Genomic DNA, 16,619 nt, shown 5'->3' with positions numbered 1-16,619 from the left:
GGGGATTATTATGAAATATCGGCGTCTGGGAACAAGCGGACTTGAAGTTTCGGCGCTCGGCCTGGGTACAAATGCGTTCGGAAAACGCGCGGATCGGGAAACATCGATCAGACTGATCCACCAGGCTTTGGACAGCGGCGTCAATTTTATCGATACGGCGAATATTTATGCCGGTTCCGAATCCGAGTGGATCATCGGCGAAGCTTTGGCGGATAGAAGGCAGGGCGTGGTGCTGGCGACGAAGGCGGGGCTAGTGCGGGGAGAGGGACCCAACGCCAGCGGTTCTTCCCGGCTGCATTTGCAGCAGGAGCTGGAGCAAAGCCTCAAACGGCTGAAAACCGACTATGTCGATCTGTACCAAATCCATACGTTTGACCCGTATACACCGCTGGAAGAAACGCTGCGTACGCTGGACGACATGGTCCGCGCCGGGAAGGTGCGCTATATCGGCGCCTCCAATTACGCGGCCTGGGAATTGATGAAAGCGATCGGAATCAGCGAAAGCCGCGGCTGGACGAAATACATTTCGACGCAGGTCAGTTATTCGCTGGCGGACCGGACGCCCGAACAGGAGCTTGTTCCGATGTGCACGGATCAGGGCGTGGGGATTATCCCGTATTTTCCGTTGGCCGGCGGCATTCTTAGCGGCAAATACCATTCCGTTAAAGAGGCGCCGGCGGGCTCGAGAGCGGATACCGATCCTAACTTCGGCAGGTTTTTGGATGAAGAGCGGATTGCCCTTGGGCAGCAGGTGAGCCGGCTCGCCGCCGATCGCGAGACCTCTGCCAGCGCGCTGTCGCTGGCATGGCTGATGACAAGGCCGGCGGTCTCGACGGTGATCGTGGGCGCGACGCGGCCGGAGCAGCTCGAGGATAATTTGCGCAGCGTATCCGTGGATCTAGATCCGGAGCTCCTTACGCAGCTTAACGATCTGAGCGACCGTTTCCGCTATGCAAAGCCGTTTGCCTGGTATCGGCTGCCGTAGCCGCCGGCCGGGTCAATCTTGCTTTTAGGGAAGGACAGGAATCGTATACATGACAAAGGGCAAGTCAACAATTTTGGAAAATGCACTGCTCGTTCTGCTGGCGGCGGGAGTTTTGGCAGGATGCCAAAACGAGGAGAAAGGCGCGGCTGAAACCGCGACTGCGCCGGCGTCGGCGCCAGTAAAAGACAGCGCTGCGGAGCCAACGCCGAGTTCAAGCGGTGGGACAGAAGCTGCGTCAACGACGGGTTCCCCGAAGCTTCAGACGAACGACGGTAATATTACAGGCCAGCAGCGTATTATTCCGGGCACGTATATCATCGGCTATTATGATCCTGCGAATGTGGGTATTGCGGAAGTCAAGAAGCTTGGCGGGGAGCAATACCATTTGAACGTACAGATCGTCCGGGGCTTTAGCCATCATAACGGGGAAATCGACGGCGATTTTCGCGTTGACGGGCAGCGGCTGGTGTTCGTCGATGAATTATATCGCAACGTATCTTTATCATTCACGGATAACGCGCTTGCCATCGATTACCCGGAGGAAGACATTTTCGGAGGCGCAAATGCGGAGCCGAGAGACACGTACTTTTTGCAAAATTCGGGGACCGAGGACGCGCCGTTTCTGAGCCGGCTGTATGATCAGGCGGGGGTAGAGGAGGCCTACCGGAACGGGTTTACGGATGTGTACACCTACCCTTTGGACGATGATCAAAATCTGCTGCTGCTGCGTTCTCAAAGCAGCGTCGACCGCACCGTCACGGCCAGTGAGCGCATCGTCATACATAACCCTAAAGAAGACCGCTTCATCCCGATAGGGGAAGTAGTTCCATACGATCTTGACAGCATACGGGAGCAATTAAAAGCGTATAACGTCGATGAGGAGCTAGTCTATGAAGTCACTCGCAAGGAATATGCCGATCGTTATAAAGAGGTGTTGATGAAGAGGTTCGATCAGGGGCAGGCGGAATTTTTGAACGGAGCGGTCAACTTAACCGAGGAAGAAGCGTTTTATATCGTCACAGGGATTGAAAATAGTACGGCAGCGGAAAACAACCGGCGGGACAATCAAAACATCGGTTCCATCTTTATCCAAGAGGCCGATCATGCGGACGAGCAGGCGGTCACGATTCATAATTACGAAGAAGTCCGTAATGACGAGACCGACACGCATACGGCGACAGCGGATTGGTTGTCGGTGGACCGTCAGACCGGCAGGGTGGTCAGCGAGCTGTTCGATTAGGGGCGGAAATCCGCGGAGGAAATAGCGGTGATCTGCACATCGTGGCGGCAGCCCCAGCCAGAAAAGACTGCGGCAGATGAAAGTGAAAATTGGCGGCACCAGGAGGATTTCCTGGTGCCGCCATCTTTTTTGTTAAACTCTCAAGATTGAGGATAGGGTATGTATTTTTGGGAACGCTTCTTTCCCATGCTTTCCCATAAGGATCAGGCAGTTGGCGACGAGCGGCTTCTCGTCAAATACGTCCACGTAGAAGTTATGTCCGACGAAATCAACGGAGTCGGCGAACGTCTTACCGCCGTGTTGGGCAAGGCGTTCCCAGAAACGCGGCACCGACACGGCGCTTTCTACTATTTTTCATATCTGTTTAGCCGTGCTGGCCCTCTTCGGCATCCGCGCTAACGGTTGTGATCTAAGCTTATTTGGCCCAAAAGACGGCGTTTCCTTTTCTAACGGTTCTGAGCGCGCTTATTGGTTTGAAATTGCCTCATAACTCCGGTTAGAACATGGAATAAGGCCGATAGCAACCGTTACATTTCGGAAATCCCTGTTTTTGTCCGAATAGCGCCGCTCAGAACCGTTAGATTTTTTTGCACCCTTGTGTGCTCTTGACCAACTCCACCTGTTAAGCACCGATTTCGGTTTTGAGCCAACTTTCCGGCAGATTCGCAAAAGATATAGTAAACTAAGCTAGTAGTATGATGCGGATGATAAGTTATTATTTACTTAATGTCAATTTAAAGCGCCAAAGTGATGTAAGGGTGCATACGAATTGAAGGACCGAACTCAACGGATCGCTGAATAAACAGTTTTTGTTTAACCGCAAGCTTTACAACAACGGCGATTATGCCAAGGTAACAATTGCGCATGTACAGGATACGCGGGAAATGTATCTGTATTTAACCGGGCAGAAAGATTACCCCGTCGAGCGGCTAATAGAAGACTTTTTGTTGCGGCTGCCGGGGCTAGAACTGCCTGCCGGAGATTATGACGATACCTTTGATCGGCTATGCGCGGGCACAGGGAGACGAAATGATCTTAAAGCTGATATCCCATATCGCCGGTATGGAATATCGTTATTTTCCCAGCAGATCGACTGCGGAACAGATGGTGGACGGCTTGTTGTACCGGGAATTTCTGCGGCGCATGGCCTTGTTTGCCGACGCCTATTCCATAAGTGCGCACCCTCTATATTTTAACGCTCAAAAGCTGGTGGAGCGACCGGACGAATATGAACAGGTTGAAGAGGATTACGCTGTGTTGCGGAGAATGAGGGAGTCTTATGCGCGCAACATCAGCCGGATGGCTTTGTTTTATATGAAACGCGCCCGGGAAGGAAGCGAGGCTGCCCGAAGGGCTTACCGCGTTTACGAACCTTTGCTGTTGATGTACGGCATCGGGGGATATATCATGAAAGAGCATGGCTTCATCGAGGTTGGCGGCGGCGCGTTCCATCAAGGGAGCTAGCGTCTTCTCATCGGTAAGGAGCCGATAGAGGATCTCTACCGGCGGACAGAGCAAGTTTGGAAACACCGCAACCGGGAATATGCCTTGGAGCAAATTCGGCGGATCAAATGGGACCAAAAAACGGACCAAACCGGGCGTTTAAAAGCTGGAACCAACCTTGACAGTCAGGAAATGCTGCGAATCATCAAAGATGATTTGAACTGGAGGAGAGATGATGTCCAATACACCTACACCGGACCGAAAAAAAGTTTACATCATACATGGCTACGGGGCATCGCCTAGCAGTCACTGGTTTCCTTGGCTGCGCGATAGGCTGACGGAAGCCGGGGCGGACGCCGCTGTATTAACGATGCCAAACCCGCAAGAGCCGAATTTTAATGCGTGGGTCAATCAGTTGTCCGCCTCGGTTCCCGATCTTGACGGCAATACCTATTTTGTGGCGCACAGCCTGGGCTGCATTACTACGCTGCGATATCTGCTCCGGCAAAATCCCGTCAAGCCGATCGGCGGAATCGTATTGGTATCCGGGTTTGCCAAACCATTGCCGGAATTGCCGATACTGGATGCATTCACGGAGCAGCCGCTTGACTATGACCGGGTGATTCGGTCCGCAAGCGGGCGGGCGGTTATCGCCGCAAAAGACGACTCGATCGTCCCGTTTGCCTACAGCAAAGAACTGATGGAGCAAATTCATGCCGATTTCTACGAGGTTGAGCATGGCGGACACTTTTTGGAAAGCGACGGATTTACAACATTGCCGATCGTGTTTGACGTACTGAACAAAATGCTCTGCGCATAAAGTACAAGGTACAAGCAGGCCCGGACTCATGCCGAGGCCTGTTTTTCAATAAAGTAAGGAAATTGTTGACTTTTTTAATGACCGTATGTAGTATTTTGATATAACCATATACGGCGAGGATTGTAACCGCTTGCGCGGGCGAAACCTAAATCGAATTGGACATTGGAGTAAATCCATGTTGGTTCGAGTTAGGTTTTTTTTCGTTTAAGCGGCTCGATCCGGCTCGCCAGGTAACACATAACTCAACTTTGTAACTGGAGGTACGCGGGATGAAGAGGAAAAAAGGTACGGGTCTGATGCTAACATTAGTCTTGGCGATCGGGACCACATTGACCGGTGGATGGCCGGCGAAAGCCGAAGCGGCTTCGCCTGTGCAGATTACGGCGAACACGTATATCGGCGATGCGGGAAGAATGGTTGAATCGTTTGATCTTAAAGTGAGCGACGCAAGTGAATATGCCGATTTGAAAGCGTCCGATTTCGAGATTACCGGCAATTATGACGGCTATCCGTTGAATGAGAACAACGAGGCTGTGCAAGCGGATTACACGGATGACGGGATTGAATTAAGCTGGAATGAAAGCGTTTTATCCATAAAAGTGAAGCCGTTTAAATATCCCGGGGGATCGGTTTCCGCGTTTGCCGTGACAAATGAACGTTATCCCGAACTATCGTTTAATGAAGCGTCCGTAACGACGTTGAAGACGCGAACGGTTGATGATTTTGTCGCGGGGGAGTATACGGGCACTAACGGAGAGAAGCTGAGCTACCGGCTAAAATTGAGCGCTTCCGCGGCTCCGCAACCCCTGGTCGTATGGCTGCACGGCGGCGGGGAGGTCGGTACGGACAATCTGAAGCAGCTTACCGAAAACAAAGGCGCGGTAGCCTGGATAGAATCAGGTTACGACACGTCCGTTCTGGCCGTGCAGTTTCCCAAAAACTACGGCTGGAAGATCTATGACAACGCCGAGGAACTTTCGCGGATGCGGGATTATTTTGAGGTACAGGCGGAGCTGATCGGGGAGCTTGTCGATTCCGGCAAGGTGGACCCGAACCGGATTTATGTCGCAGGGGTGTCCAGCGGCGGCGGCGGCGCGCTCCGTTTCCTGATGCAGTATCCCGGGCTGTTCGCCGGCTCGATTGTCGTTGCGGCGAAAGACACCGTGGCCGATTATACCGGTTCCGTGGAGGCGTTTAAGCGGGAGCTGCAAGATCTGACGGATGTGCCGGTATGGCTCGTGCATGCGCAAAATGACCCGATTACGGATAGCCGGACGAGTACGCTGGCTTACGAGGCGTTGACCCAACTGGGCAGCAAGCAGGCCAAGCTGACCATTTATGACGATGCCTTCATGGACGCTAACCGTTTTTATGGAAATTTGAAGCATTGGTCCTGGGTGCCTGTTTTTAACGATAAAGAGATGTTCGATTGGTTATTTGAGCAGAAAAAAACAGCTGCCGCACCGGTCTCGCTGCAGCAGGATGCTCAAGTGACGCGCGCGGAGCTGGCTGCGCTACTGGCTGACCGGCTGAAGCTCAGCGAGGTGATCGGCACCGGCATTTATACGGATACCGGAAGTTCGCCTCAGGATCTGGCCATTCGCCAGAATACGACGGCCGGGATCATGAGAGGGATCGGCGGCGGCCGGTTTGCCCCGGATTTGGCCGTGACGCGGGCGCAGCTTGCGGCGATCGCCGATAATTTCGTGCGGAATGCGGGGCTGGAGCAAGCTTCCTCTGCGGCCAGCGCGGCAGCGTTCAGCGATGTGCCGAGCGGGCATTGGGCTTCCGAAGCGATAGCGCGTTCCGTTGCGGCTGGAATCCTGAAGGGCGATTCCGCAACCCGCTTTGCGCCGAATCGGCCCGTGACCGGGGCGGAAGCAACCAAGTTTGCGGAAGTGCTGGCCGGTATGAAGTAGGAAAAATGTTAATTGTACGATTAATCTTTCTTAAAACCTGCACATTTGCAGGTTTTTTGTTTTGCTAAATTCTTGCATGGATTCGCTTTTAGTTATGGGTGCGATGTTGCCTTTCCCAAGCGGGCGATGAAATGTTAAAATGTTGATATTCCAAAATGAAACTAGATTTCGCAGAGCGGAAGGCGGAGATTGTTTTATGAAACCGATTACGGCACCAACCGATTACGATATGCAGAACAAACTGAAGGAACTGAGCGGCGCGCTGAGCGAAGGCGGGGACGACCGGGCGGCCGATGAATTGCGGGAGATTCAGGACAAACTGGAGCGGAAAGAGCTGACGATCGCTTTTTGCGGCCATTTTTCGGCGGGAAAATCGAGCCTAATCAACAGTTTGTGCGGCAAACCGGTGATGCCCGCCAGCCCTTTGCCGACCAGTGCGAATGTCGTTTTTATTCGCAGCGGGGAGCCGCGCGCGGTATTAAGCTCGTCCGATCCGGACCAGCCGCCGGTGGAGATGCCTGTAGAGCATATCGCCGACTATGCCCGCAACGGCAAAGATTATACGCGCGTGGAGCTGTGGGATGAGATTGAGCTGCTGGATCAAGGCGGAGCGCTGCTCGATACGCCGGGCGTCGATTCGAACGACGCCGGCCATGAGCTAGCCACGCACTCCGCCTTGCATTTGGCGGACGTCGTTTTTTATGTAATGGACTACAACCACGTATCGTCGGAAACAAACCTAAGCTTTGCCAAAACGTTAAGCGATTACGGCAAGCCGGTTTATATGGTCGTAAACCAGATCGACAAGCACCGGGAGGAAGAGCTGCCCTTTGCCCGGTACCGGGAATCGGTGAACCAGGCTTTTAAAGTGTGGAACATCGGGATGCAGGGCATTTTTTATATTTCATTGAAGCGGGAAGATCATCAAGGCAATATGCTGCCGGCGCTGAAGCGGACGATGAAGGAAATTTTGGCGCGGGGGTCCGGGCTGTTGGATTACGGGGCCTACATGTCGGCGGCGCAAACGGTGAAGGACCATCTGGCGCGGCTGGCGGAAAAGGAGCGGCCGCAGCGGGAGGCGCTGCTGGAGCAGGCGGGCGGAGAAACCGACGTGTCAAGCATGGAGGAGGAACTGGCCCGGCTGGAGCGGGCCGAAGCTTCCGGCGGCGAGTCCGTCCGGCAGGAGCGCAGGCAGGAATGGATGAACCGGATCGGCAAAGCAATCGATTCCGCCCAGTTGATGACGCCGGCGCTGCGTGAGCGGGCCGGGTTATTCCTCGAAAGCCGGGCGCCGGGCTTCAAGGTGAAGGGATGGTTTGGCGGAGGCGGAAAAACGGAAGCGGAAAAAGCCAAACGCTTGGGCGATTTTCTGAGCGGCTTGGGCGAGCAGACGGAAGCGCAGCTCGGCTGGCATGTCCGCCAGGAGCTTCGGGCGGTCGGCCAACATTTGCGGCTGTGGGATGAATCCTGGGAGGAGCGGCTCGACGCGATCCTGCCGCAGCCGGAAGAGGCTTGGATCAGCGAGGCTTTGCCCGGCGGGGCGATGTTGTCCGGCGAGTCGACGCTGCACTACGCCGCGGCTGTGGCGGCGGGCGTCGCCGGGCGCTACAAGCGCGCGGCCGCGGCGCTGCTGGACGCGCTGCTGGCGGCGCCGTCGCCGCTCGGCGCGGCGGAAGCGGCCGCGGCTGCGGCCCGGCGCGCCGAGCTCGCGGCGCGCCTGCCGGCCGCCCGCGCGCTGGCGCAGCTCGCCGCCGCGCGGGCCGCGCGCGAAGCGCGCCTGGGCGCGCTGCTCGGCGCGCCCGTGCCGCTCACCTCCGGGCTGCTGCCGGAGGTGCATGAACCCGCGCCGCGCCCGGCCGGCGGCGCGGCCATGCCCGGCGCCAGCGCGGCTGCGCCCGCGCCGGTAACGGCGCCTGCGGCTGTGGCGGCGGCTGCGCCTACGCCCGCGCCGGCAGCGGCGCCTTCGGCAGCGCCTGCGGCGCCCGCCGGGCCGCCGCCGCAGGCGGGGGCCGCCGGGGGCGAGGCCCCGGCGGCCAAGACGCAGCCGCGCCCGCCGCAGGCCCGCGGGCGCGCGCTGCAGGCCGCCGCGCGCCTTGCGGCCGCGGCGGAGCTGCTGGCTCCCCACCCCGCCTTCGGGACGGGGGTGCGGGAGCTGACCCGGCGCGCCGCCGAGCTGCGCAGCGGCACGTTTACCGTGGCGCTGTTCGGGGCCTTTAGCGCCGGTAAATCTTCCTTCGCCAGCGCTCTGCTGGGCGAAGCCGTGCTGCCCGTGTCGCCGCATCCGACGACCGCGGCGATCATCCGTGTTATGGCGCCAGGAGAAGGGCAGCGCCATAACACGGCCCGCATCCGCTTCAAAAGCCGTGAAGCGATGGTCGAGGACTTGGCGTATTCCTTCGGGGCGCTGGGGCTTGGCGCTTGGCAGGAGAAAGGCTGGCTGGAAACGGTCAGACGCCTCGAAGCTGCCGAGATCCCGGCTGCCGGAAGAGCGCATTTCAGCTTCCTGAAAGCGGCCGCGGCCGGTTGGGAAGCCGCCGAGTCCGTGCTTGGCCAAAGCATCGTCGCGGACGCCGCCGAGTTCGGAAGATTCGCGGCGGAAGAAGAGAAAGCCTGCTTTGTGGCCGATATCGATTTTTATTACGCCTGTCCTTTGACCGAGCAGGGGATCGTACTGGTGGACACGCCAGGCGCGGATTCGATCCATGCGCGGCATACGGGCGTTACATTTCAATATATGAAAAATTCCGACGCGATTATTTTCGTCACTTATTACAACCACGCTTTTTCCCGGGCCGACAAACAGCTGCTCAGCCAGCTTGGCCGCATGAAGGGGAGCTTTGCGCTCGACAAAATGTTTTTTGTCGTCAACGCGGCGGACCTTGCGGCGTCGGACGAAGAACTCGCGGCGGTGGTCGAGTACGTAAGGGACGGGCTGCAGACAGCGGGCATCCGGGAACCGAACTTGTTTGCGCTGTCCAGCCTGCAGGCGCTGCGGGCGGAACAAGGCGGAGCAACCGAAGATCCCGGCTTTGCCCGGTTCCGGCGGCAGTTCGCCGAGTTCCTGGAGGTTGATTTGGGCAGCCTTGCCGCGGCGTCCGCCTCCGCGCTGCTGGAGCAAACGAAGGAGCGGCTGGCCAAATGGATCGCGGCGGCCGATAGCGACGCGGAGCAGGCGGAACGGAAGCTGGCCGCGCTGACGGGCAGCCGCGCCGCTTTCGAAGCCGCGGTCAAGGAATTTATGGCTGCCGAGATTAGCCGGGAATGGAATCAGGAGAACGAAGAGCTGCTGTTCCACGTCGTACAGCGGTTAAGGCTGCAGGCACTTGATGCGTATGCGGAATATTTTCACCCGTCGCTGCTTCAGGACGGCGCGGGTCCATTGAAGCGGAATTTCGCGATTGCCATGCGCGGCTGGGTTAGTCAAATCTCCGGCGAGTTGGAGCGCGAGCTGCTGGCGACGACGCTGCGCCTGGAGCGGAAGGCGGAAGGGCTGCTGGCGAGGGAAGCGGAGAAATGGTGCCGCGGGAACGGGGAACGGTTCGATATGCCGCTTGAAGCGCCGGCTTCATCCGGGGAATGGAGCACTCCGGAAATTCCGGAAGGCCTGCTGGACAGCGCTTATTTTCCGCCGGAAGACTATTGGCCGTATTTCAAAAATCCGAAAGCTTTTTTTGAGGGACAGGGAAAAATGCAGCTGCGCTCCAAGCTGGAGGGCCCGCTTACGGAGCGGCTTCAGGAGCTTGTGCACCGCATGCAGGGCGTTTTCCGCAACCATTATGCCGGAGAAATCGAGAAGCGCAAGCAGCAAATCGCCGGATATTTCACGGGTCTTTGGCAGGAATGGGAAGACAGTTTGAAGAGCTTGAAGGTTACCGAGGAAGAGCTGGCGCATTGGCAAAAAGCGGAGGCCCAATTGGGCCGATATCGCGAGGAAACGGATGTCCGTTAGAATCGGTTCTCCGAACCTATATCCCAGAAAGCTGCGACAACACCGTCGTATTGGGCTATTTGGGAAAATCAAGGAACCTGGAACACACCGGTAATGGATGGCTAAAAAAGGGTCTATTACGTTATGGTGGAAACCTAGTTTCGCGATTTGTAACTTTTTATCGAAAATTATCCCGAATTTTAATTAGAAGTATTGCAATCTTGGCCATAAAACCTGAAAATAAGAGTAGAGTGTTAAATGGTTGTTAACTCAGCGTTAAGGGGGATTTATCGTATCATGTGGGGGAACCCTGCATCAAGAAGCCCTAAAACGATCATGCTGCTCGGTAGCGGCGAGCTCGGCAAAGAGGTCGTGATCGAAGCGCAGCGCCTGGGCGTTCGCACGATTGCCGTCGATCGGTACGAGCATGCGCCGGCCATGGGAGTTGCCCATGAAGCCCATGTCATCGATATGCTGGATCCGGAGGCTTTAAGATCGCTAATTCTGCAAGTGAAGCCGGATCTGATCATCCCGGAGGTGGAAGCGATTTCCACTCAAGTGCTGGTCGAACTTGAAAGCGAGGGCTTTACAGTGATTCCGACGGCCACGGCGGCGAGGCTGACGATGGATCGCGAAGGAATTCGGCGCCTGGCAGCGGAGAAGCTGGGCTTGCCGACCGCGGATTACCGTTTTGCGAATAGTTTGGAGGAGCTGGAAACGGCGGTTGCCGAACTTGGACTGCCTTGCGTGGTTAAGCCGCTCATGAGCTCTTCCGGCAAAGGGCAAAGCGTGTGCCGCAGCCGGGAAGACGTGCAAGCGTGCTGGCGGATGGCGATGGAAGGCGGGCGCGCCCAAAACACGAGGGTCATCGCGGAATCGTTTGTGCCGTTTACGAGCGAGATCACGATGCTGACGGTCCGTTCGGTTTCCGGAACCGTGTTTTGTCCGCCGGTGGGGCACATTCAGCGGGACGGTGATTATGTGGAGTCATGGCAGCCTCACTTTATGAGCGAGGAAGAGCTGCGCGAGGCGCAGGACATCGCCCGCAAAATCACGGACGCGCTGGGCGGATACGGCCTGTTTGGGGTTGAGTTGTTTATCACGCCGGACGGCGTCGTGTTCAGCGAAGTTTCCCCAAGACCCCATGATACGGGAATGGTCACGATGGTGACCCAGGATTTGTCGGAGTTTGCGCTGCATGTTCGCGCGATTTTGGGTTTCCCGGTTCCTTCTGTAGAGCTGTTGACGCCAGGTGCGTCGGCGACGCTCAAAGGCGGAGAGGGCCGGGAGGGAGAAGACTTCAGGATCGCGGGAATCGGCGAGGCGTTAAGCCTGCCGCGGACGCAGGTGCGCATATTCGGAAAACCGTTATGCAAACCGGGCAGACGAATGGCAGTTGCACTGAGTGCCGCAGAAGATGTGGAAACAGCTCGCAGCCGCGCGAAGGAAGCGGCAAATCTATTAAAGGTGGTATGGTCCAATTGAGTATTCAGGTGCTTTCTCCGGCTTTGGTCATTCGTAAAGGATGTTGTGACGACTGTCAACACATGCTTCCGTTAATGCGCCAGCTTCGTTACCCGACAACGCCCAGCGTGCTGAAGGAACGTCTATCCATGCTGGAAGACCATCCGTTGTTCAGCAGTCTGGTGGCGGAATTGGACGGGGTTATTGTCGGAACGGCTTTTCTGAAGCAGTATCAAACCCATGATATGAGTAGACCGGTGACGCAGATTACGGCTCTGATCGTTGATGAGAAGCATCGGGGCAACGGTTTCGGGAAACGCCTGATCGAAGAAGCGGAGAGTTGGGGACGCCAACGCAGCAGCTCGGAGCTGATCGTGTCCACGGCACGCGAGAATTACATGTCCGCCAAATCGTTTTACGAGCACCTCGGCTTCACGAGCTTGGGTTATCGTTTAAGCAAGTCGCTGCTGTAAGCGAACGGATTGTAATTGAACCTGATAGTCTTAATTTTATATCGGCTCCCCTCTTGTTTTTGGGAAGGGGGCTTTTTTGTGTTCTGAGCCTTGGAGTGCTTGGAGAACAGCTGTAAAAGTGCATCTTATAAAGGTCCATTCGATAAAAAGACGGCTCGAAACCGTGATCAGTGCTTGACGAAAATTATGGCTTTGGTTCTATAGCTTTCGTGTCTTGGTGTCCCTGCTTTCTGCTTGCCTTTGCACGATTATCCCTTTCGTTCAGGGGGGCTAGTGTACGGGATAAAGAAAAAGAGATAAAAAAATGAGGCGGATCAGATGAAATTTTCGTCTTGATAAGGGAACGCATGTTTGGTATAATGAAATAATTAGAACTTATGTTCGGTATTCTTGATTCGGGAGGTAAGCGATATGGAAGCCAATACGGGAACGGAACTTCAGCCATTCAGCAGCCGTTATAACAGCGAGCAAGACTGCATGGAGGCGCTAATCACGATGAAGTGGCCAAACGGCTTCGTCTGCCCGCGCTGCGCTTACACCCGGTGCAGCCGTTTGACTTCCCGGCATATCCCTTTGTTCGAGTGCGGAAAGTGCAAGCATCAAACATCGCCTTTGGTCGGCACGATTTTTGAAGGAACGCATCTCCCCCTAGTGAAGTGGTTTCAGGCACTGGAGTTGTTCCTGCTTGAAGGCGGCATCTCGGCGCTGCGGCTGCGCCAGGTGATCCGGGTCACCTACAAAACCGCCTGGGCACTGCTGCACAAAATACGCCATGCCGTGGGGGAGTTCGATGCCTGGGAGCTGCTCTCCGGAGACGTGAAGGTGAACAGCGATCAGTATGGGCGTAATCCGACCCGGTGTCAGCTTTCGCATCCGTACGCCTCGGTGGTCGTAGCCGGCTGCACGGTCACGGACTCGGGCGAGCCGGAGCAGGTCAAAATCCGCCTGGTGCCGCATAAGCGGGGAGGCGAAAAGAGGGCAAACCGTCACGATCTAACCACGTTTATTAGCGGGCATGTGGATGTCCGTACATCGGCGGTGCAGTCGTTCCTTCAAGCCTTTCGGCTGTATGCGCCCTTGCGGAGAGTGGTGAGAGAGGCGTGGGAATCGCTGAAGAGTACATATATAGCCTTGGGACCAAAGCATCTGCAGGCGTACCTGAACGAATACACCGGACGCCGCCGGCTGCGCCTGTCCGGAGGACTGCCCGGAGCGGAAGAAACGATGCGGCAGCAGTTGCTGCACATGTGTATGGCGATTCCGGCGATCCCTTACCGCCGGCTGATCGCACGCCAACCAAACCAACCCCTTGCGGCCGCAGCCTGATTACGGTCTTTTTATTTTTCCCGGTGTCTTGTCCGATCTCTCGTCAGGTCTGCTTCACTTCTCCTAAACCTCTTTTTCCCAAAACTATCTAAATGATCTAGAACATGTTTGTTTCATGAAAACAAATCTATCTATCCCGAAAATATCCTTTTTCCAATATATCTCCTTCTTCTGAATTTATCTTCTTCTCTGCTACCTGACCAAACGGGATAATCGTGCAAAGCGTCCGGATAGCGGATGTTGATCTGCCGACCAACCCACTGGCCTTCCCTGTCTTCACGCTTTCAACGCCTTTCCGGAACTTCTTGCCACGATCGGTTGCCGGCCGGCTTGACTGTCAAGCGCTGATTATTAGGTTTTGAGTCACTTTTGCATTTCGTAGAATTCTGCACCTCTCATAGTATGCTGGTGCTCAACTAACTTTACGACACAGTCCGCATGCTTTTTCCCTACCCCCATGCCCCTCAATCTGCTTCTACTTAAATCGCATTCGTTTTTAAAAGTTATAATATATATCATATATTGTTCAAATAGCTTACATATATGAAATAAACAGTTGACAAAAATCGCCTTTCTCGTGTAAATATGGAGTTGTAGAGGTTTTTATACTGATTTGCGTAAAAATAACTTACATTAACATGACATAATAAAAGGCGGTCAGTGAGAAACGCAAACCATTGTGTAGGCCACCGAAGCGGTTTTAAAGCCGGTTGCCTGCACGCATACAATTTCTGGGAGGGTTAAAGGATGAAGGTAAAAAAAGCTTTAGCGTTTTTCTTGGTTTCTTTTCTCATCATTGGTTTGCTTTCGGCGTGTGGTTCCAACGGGGGAGGAAACGCGAGCGGCGGCGGCAACGGAACCGAAGGCGGCAAGGGAAGCGGGGCGGCCAGAGGTTCGTCCGGCGGCGCTTTGACCGTCATCAAGATCGCTTCCCAGTCGCCATTATCCGGCGGTTCGGCGATCCAGGGGGAATCGATCAAGCTCGGGGGCCAAATGGCGCTGGAGGAACGGCAAGCGGAATTCAAGGAACTCGGCTTCGACCTGCAGTATGTTCCATTCGACGATCAAGGCGATCAGAAAAAAGGTGTGGCCAACGCCGAACTGATCGGCGCCGATCAGGCGGTCATGGCGGTGCTGGGGCACTTGAACTCCGGCGTATCCATTCCGAGCTCGGTCGTTTATGAGAAATACAGCATTCCGATGGTATCTCCGGCCAGCACGGCGACGGAATTTACCGATCGCAAGCTGAAGGTGGTGAACCGGGTCGTCGCCCGCGACGATTTCCAAGGGCCGGCCGGCGCCGAATATGCCGTCAAAACGGTAGGGGCCAAAAACATCTTTGTCATTCAGGACAAAACGGCTTACGGCCAGGGGTTGGCAGACGCCTTCAAAACCGCGGCCGAGGAGCTTGGGGCCATGATCGCGGGTTACGAAGGAATCACGGTCGGCGAAAAAGACTTCAACGGCGTTCTGAACCAGGTGCTCAGCAAAAAGCCGGACTTCATCTTCTTCGGCGGGATGTATGCGGAAGCCGGACTTATTGTGAAGCAGGCGCGGGAGAAGGGCATTACCGTTCCGATCATGGGCGGGGACGCGCTCGATTCCTCGGGGATGGTCGACATTGCCGGGGATAAATTGACGGAGGTGGCCTACAGCTCCGTATCGACCGACATCACCAAATCAAATCAGGAATGGGCGGATAAATATAAGGAGAAATTCGGCAAAGCGGTCGAAAACTATTCGGCATATTCCTACGACGCGATGAACGTTATTTTGAACGGGGTGAAAAAGGCGATTGAAGCTAACGGCGGCAAGCTGCCGGCGCGTGAACAGGTGCGCGACGCCGTGCGGGCGACCACCGATTTCGATGGGGTGGCCACCAAAGTCAGCTTTGACGATATAGGGGACAACAAATACGCGAAGGTGTTTATCTACAAGTTTGAAAACCAAGCTTACCCGGGCGCGATGGTTTCGGAAATTGAACAGCCCAAATAAGCTCGTACACACTTCTAAAAAAGGGGTTAGGCCATAATGGATACGATCCTGCAAACTCTTCCCCAGGTATTGGTGGACGGCCTTACTTTGGGCGCGGTTTACGCCGTGGTGGCGATCGGGTATACGATGGTTTACGGCATTCTTGAATTCATTAATTTTGCCCATGGCGAAATATTTATGACCGGCGCTTTTGTAGGAACGGCGGCGCTGCTTGGGATGAGCTCCGCCGGCTGGCTCGGCGGTCTGCCGGCCGGATTGGCTTACTTTTTGATCCTCGCTACGGCGATGGTGTTCACGGGGGTGATGGGAATCGGGATCGAGCGGGTGGCCTACCGGCCGCTCCGCAATGCTCCCAAATTGATCTCCCTGATCTCCGCGATCGGCGTCTCCTTTCTGCTTCAGGATATCGTGCGGTTTATCGCCGATGTGCGCACGGGAAATTTCGTCGTTACCGGCATTTCGCTTTACGGCGATAACCTCAAGCTAGGGGCATCGTCGCTGTGGGGCGGGTTTAACGACGCTTTTCTGAAAACAAACACGATTATCGTCGTGGCCGTCGCCGTCGTTTTGATGATCGGGCTCGATCTGTTGGTCAGCCGGACCAAGTGGGGCAAAGCGATGCGCGCCGTGGCCCAGGATCGGGAGACGGCGGCGCTGATGTCGATCAATGTCAACAAGGTGATCGCCTTGACGTTTTTTATCGGCTCCGCGCTGGGCGGCGGAACCGGCGTGCTGTTCGCGCAGCAATACGGAACGATCGACCCGTATATCGGTTTTATTTTGGGCATGAAGGCGTTCACCGCGGCGGTGCTGGGCGGAATCGGAAATATCCGGGGCGCGATGTTCGGCGGTTTGTTTATCGGCGTGCTGGAAATGTTCTCCTCGGCCAACCTGTCGGTGATTACCGGCGGAACGCTGGGCGGGGAATACAAGGATGTCGTCGCTTTTCTGATTTTGATCGCGGTGTTGATATTCAAGCCTGAGGGGCTGTTCGGCAGGGCCCTCAAAGAGAAAGTGTAGGTGAAG

At 55.7% G+C, this 16,619-nt stretch carries 12 protein-coding genes; all 12 read left to right on the top strand.

What is annotated here, in order from left to right; all coding sequences use genetic code 11:
• Positions 1-10: 10 nt before the first annotated feature.
• The 12 genes from NYE69_RS22080 to NYE69_RS22025 all read left to right on the top strand — a co-directional run bounded on the left by NYE69_RS22080 (position 11) and on the right by NYE69_RS22025 (position 16,613).
• Entirely contained in the window at positions 11-985 is a 975-nt protein-coding gene (locus tag NYE69_RS22080) for an aldo/keto reductase (protein WP_340927956.1), read from the top strand.
• Positions 986-1,034: 49 nt separating this feature from the next.
• Positions 1,035-2,225: a hypothetical protein gene (locus NYE69_RS22075; protein WP_270620299.1), complete on the top strand. Its 1,191-nt coding sequence runs from the start codon at positions 1,035-1,037 to the stop codon at positions 2,223-2,225.
• 159 nt (positions 2,226-2,384) lie between these two features.
• Positions 2,385-2,624, top strand: coding sequence for a hypothetical protein (locus NYE69_RS22070; protein ID WP_340927955.1), 240 nt, complete (start codon positions 2,385-2,387; stop codon positions 2,622-2,624).
• Positions 2,625-3,209: 585 nt separating this feature from the next.
• Positions 3,210-3,689, top strand: coding sequence for a hypothetical protein (locus tag NYE69_RS22065; RefSeq protein ID WP_340927954.1), 480 nt, complete (start codon positions 3,210-3,212; stop codon positions 3,687-3,689).
• Between the two features lie 214 nt (positions 3,690-3,903).
• Entirely contained in the window at positions 3,904-4,488 is a 585-nt protein-coding gene (locus NYE69_RS22060) for an RBBP9/YdeN family alpha/beta hydrolase (protein ID WP_340927953.1), read from the top strand.
• A 269-nt stretch (positions 4,489-4,757) separates the two neighbouring features.
• Complete coding sequence (locus tag NYE69_RS22055; protein ID WP_340927952.1) at positions 4,758-6,407, top strand: S-layer homology domain-containing protein; 1,650 nt, start codon at positions 4,758-4,760, stop codon at positions 6,405-6,407.
• A 196-nt stretch (positions 6,408-6,603) separates the two neighbouring features.
• Entirely contained in the window at positions 6,604-10,356 is a 3,753-nt protein-coding gene (locus tag NYE69_RS22050) for a dynamin family protein (RefSeq protein ID WP_340927951.1), read from the top strand.
• Positions 10,357-10,632: 276 nt separating this feature from the next.
• Positions 10,633-11,820, top strand: coding sequence for a formate-dependent phosphoribosylglycinamide formyltransferase (purT, locus tag NYE69_RS22045; protein WP_340927950.1), 1,188 nt, complete (start codon positions 10,633-10,635; stop codon positions 11,818-11,820).
• Complete coding sequence (locus tag NYE69_RS22040; RefSeq protein ID WP_036623741.1) at positions 11,817-12,272, top strand: GNAT family N-acetyltransferase; 456 nt, start codon at positions 11,817-11,819, stop codon at positions 12,270-12,272. Before purT ends, NYE69_RS22040 begins: the two co-directional genes overlap by 4 nt.
• A 411-nt stretch (positions 12,273-12,683) precedes the next feature.
• Positions 12,684-13,598, top strand: coding sequence for an IS1595 family transposase (locus NYE69_RS22035; protein ID WP_340927949.1), 915 nt, complete (start codon positions 12,684-12,686; stop codon positions 13,596-13,598).
• Positions 13,599-14,345: 747 nt separating this feature from the next.
• Positions 14,346-15,593 (top strand): branched-chain amino acid ABC transporter substrate-binding protein, encoded by a 1,248-nt coding sequence (locus NYE69_RS22030; RefSeq protein ID WP_340927948.1) that lies wholly within the window; start codon positions 14,346-14,348, stop codon positions 15,591-15,593.
• 36 nt (positions 15,594-15,629) lie between these two features.
• Positions 15,630-16,613: a branched-chain amino acid ABC transporter permease gene (locus NYE69_RS22025; RefSeq protein WP_340927946.1), complete on the top strand. Its 984-nt coding sequence runs from the start codon at positions 15,630-15,632 to the stop codon at positions 16,611-16,613.
• The last annotated feature ends 6 nt before the right edge of the window (positions 16,614-16,619 follow it).

Source organism: Paenibacillus sp. FSL R5-0527, from assembly GCF_038008055.1.
GTDB classification, from domain to species: Bacteria; Bacillota; Bacilli; order Paenibacillales; family Paenibacillaceae; genus Fontibacillus; species Fontibacillus macerans.
The sequence above is the reverse complement of the archived record's forward strand: the minus strand, read 5'-3'. Positions and strand labels throughout refer to the sequence as shown.

Bases quoted from the DNA above. Each gene is read 5' to 3' on its own strand.
- NYE69_RS22025 (WP_340927946.1), top strand. From the start codon at position 15,630: ATGGATACGATCCTGCAAACTCTTCCCCAGGTATTGGTGGACGGCCTT.
- NYE69_RS22035 (WP_340927949.1), top strand. From the start codon at position 12,684: ATGGAAGCCAATACGGGAACGGAACTTCAGCCATTCAGCAGCCGTTAT.
- NYE69_RS22065 (WP_340927954.1), top strand. From the start codon at position 3,210: ATGACGATACCTTTGATCGGCTATGCGCGGGCACAGGGAGACGAAATG.
- NYE69_RS22060 (WP_340927953.1), top strand. From the start codon at position 3,904: ATGTCCAATACACCTACACCGGACCGAAAAAAAGTTTACATCATACAT.
- NYE69_RS22075 (WP_270620299.1), top strand. From the start codon at position 1,035: ATGACAAAGGGCAAGTCAACAATTTTGGAAAATGCACTGCTCGTTCTG.
- NYE69_RS22030 (WP_340927948.1), top strand. From the start codon at position 14,346: ATGAAGGTAAAAAAAGCTTTAGCGTTTTTCTTGGTTTCTTTTCTCATC.
- NYE69_RS22080 (WP_340927956.1), top strand. From the start codon at position 11: ATGAAATATCGGCGTCTGGGAACAAGCGGACTTGAAGTTTCGGCGCTC.
- purT (WP_340927950.1), top strand. From the start codon at position 10,633: ATGTGGGGGAACCCTGCATCAAGAAGCCCTAAAACGATCATGCTGCTC.
- NYE69_RS22050 (WP_340927951.1), top strand. From the start codon at position 6,604: ATGAAACCGATTACGGCACCAACCGATTACGATATGCAGAACAAACTG.
- NYE69_RS22070 (WP_340927955.1), top strand. From the start codon at position 2,385: ATGTATTTTTGGGAACGCTTCTTTCCCATGCTTTCCCATAAGGATCAG.
- NYE69_RS22055 (WP_340927952.1), top strand. From the start codon at position 4,758: ATGAAGAGGAAAAAAGGTACGGGTCTGATGCTAACATTAGTCTTGGCG.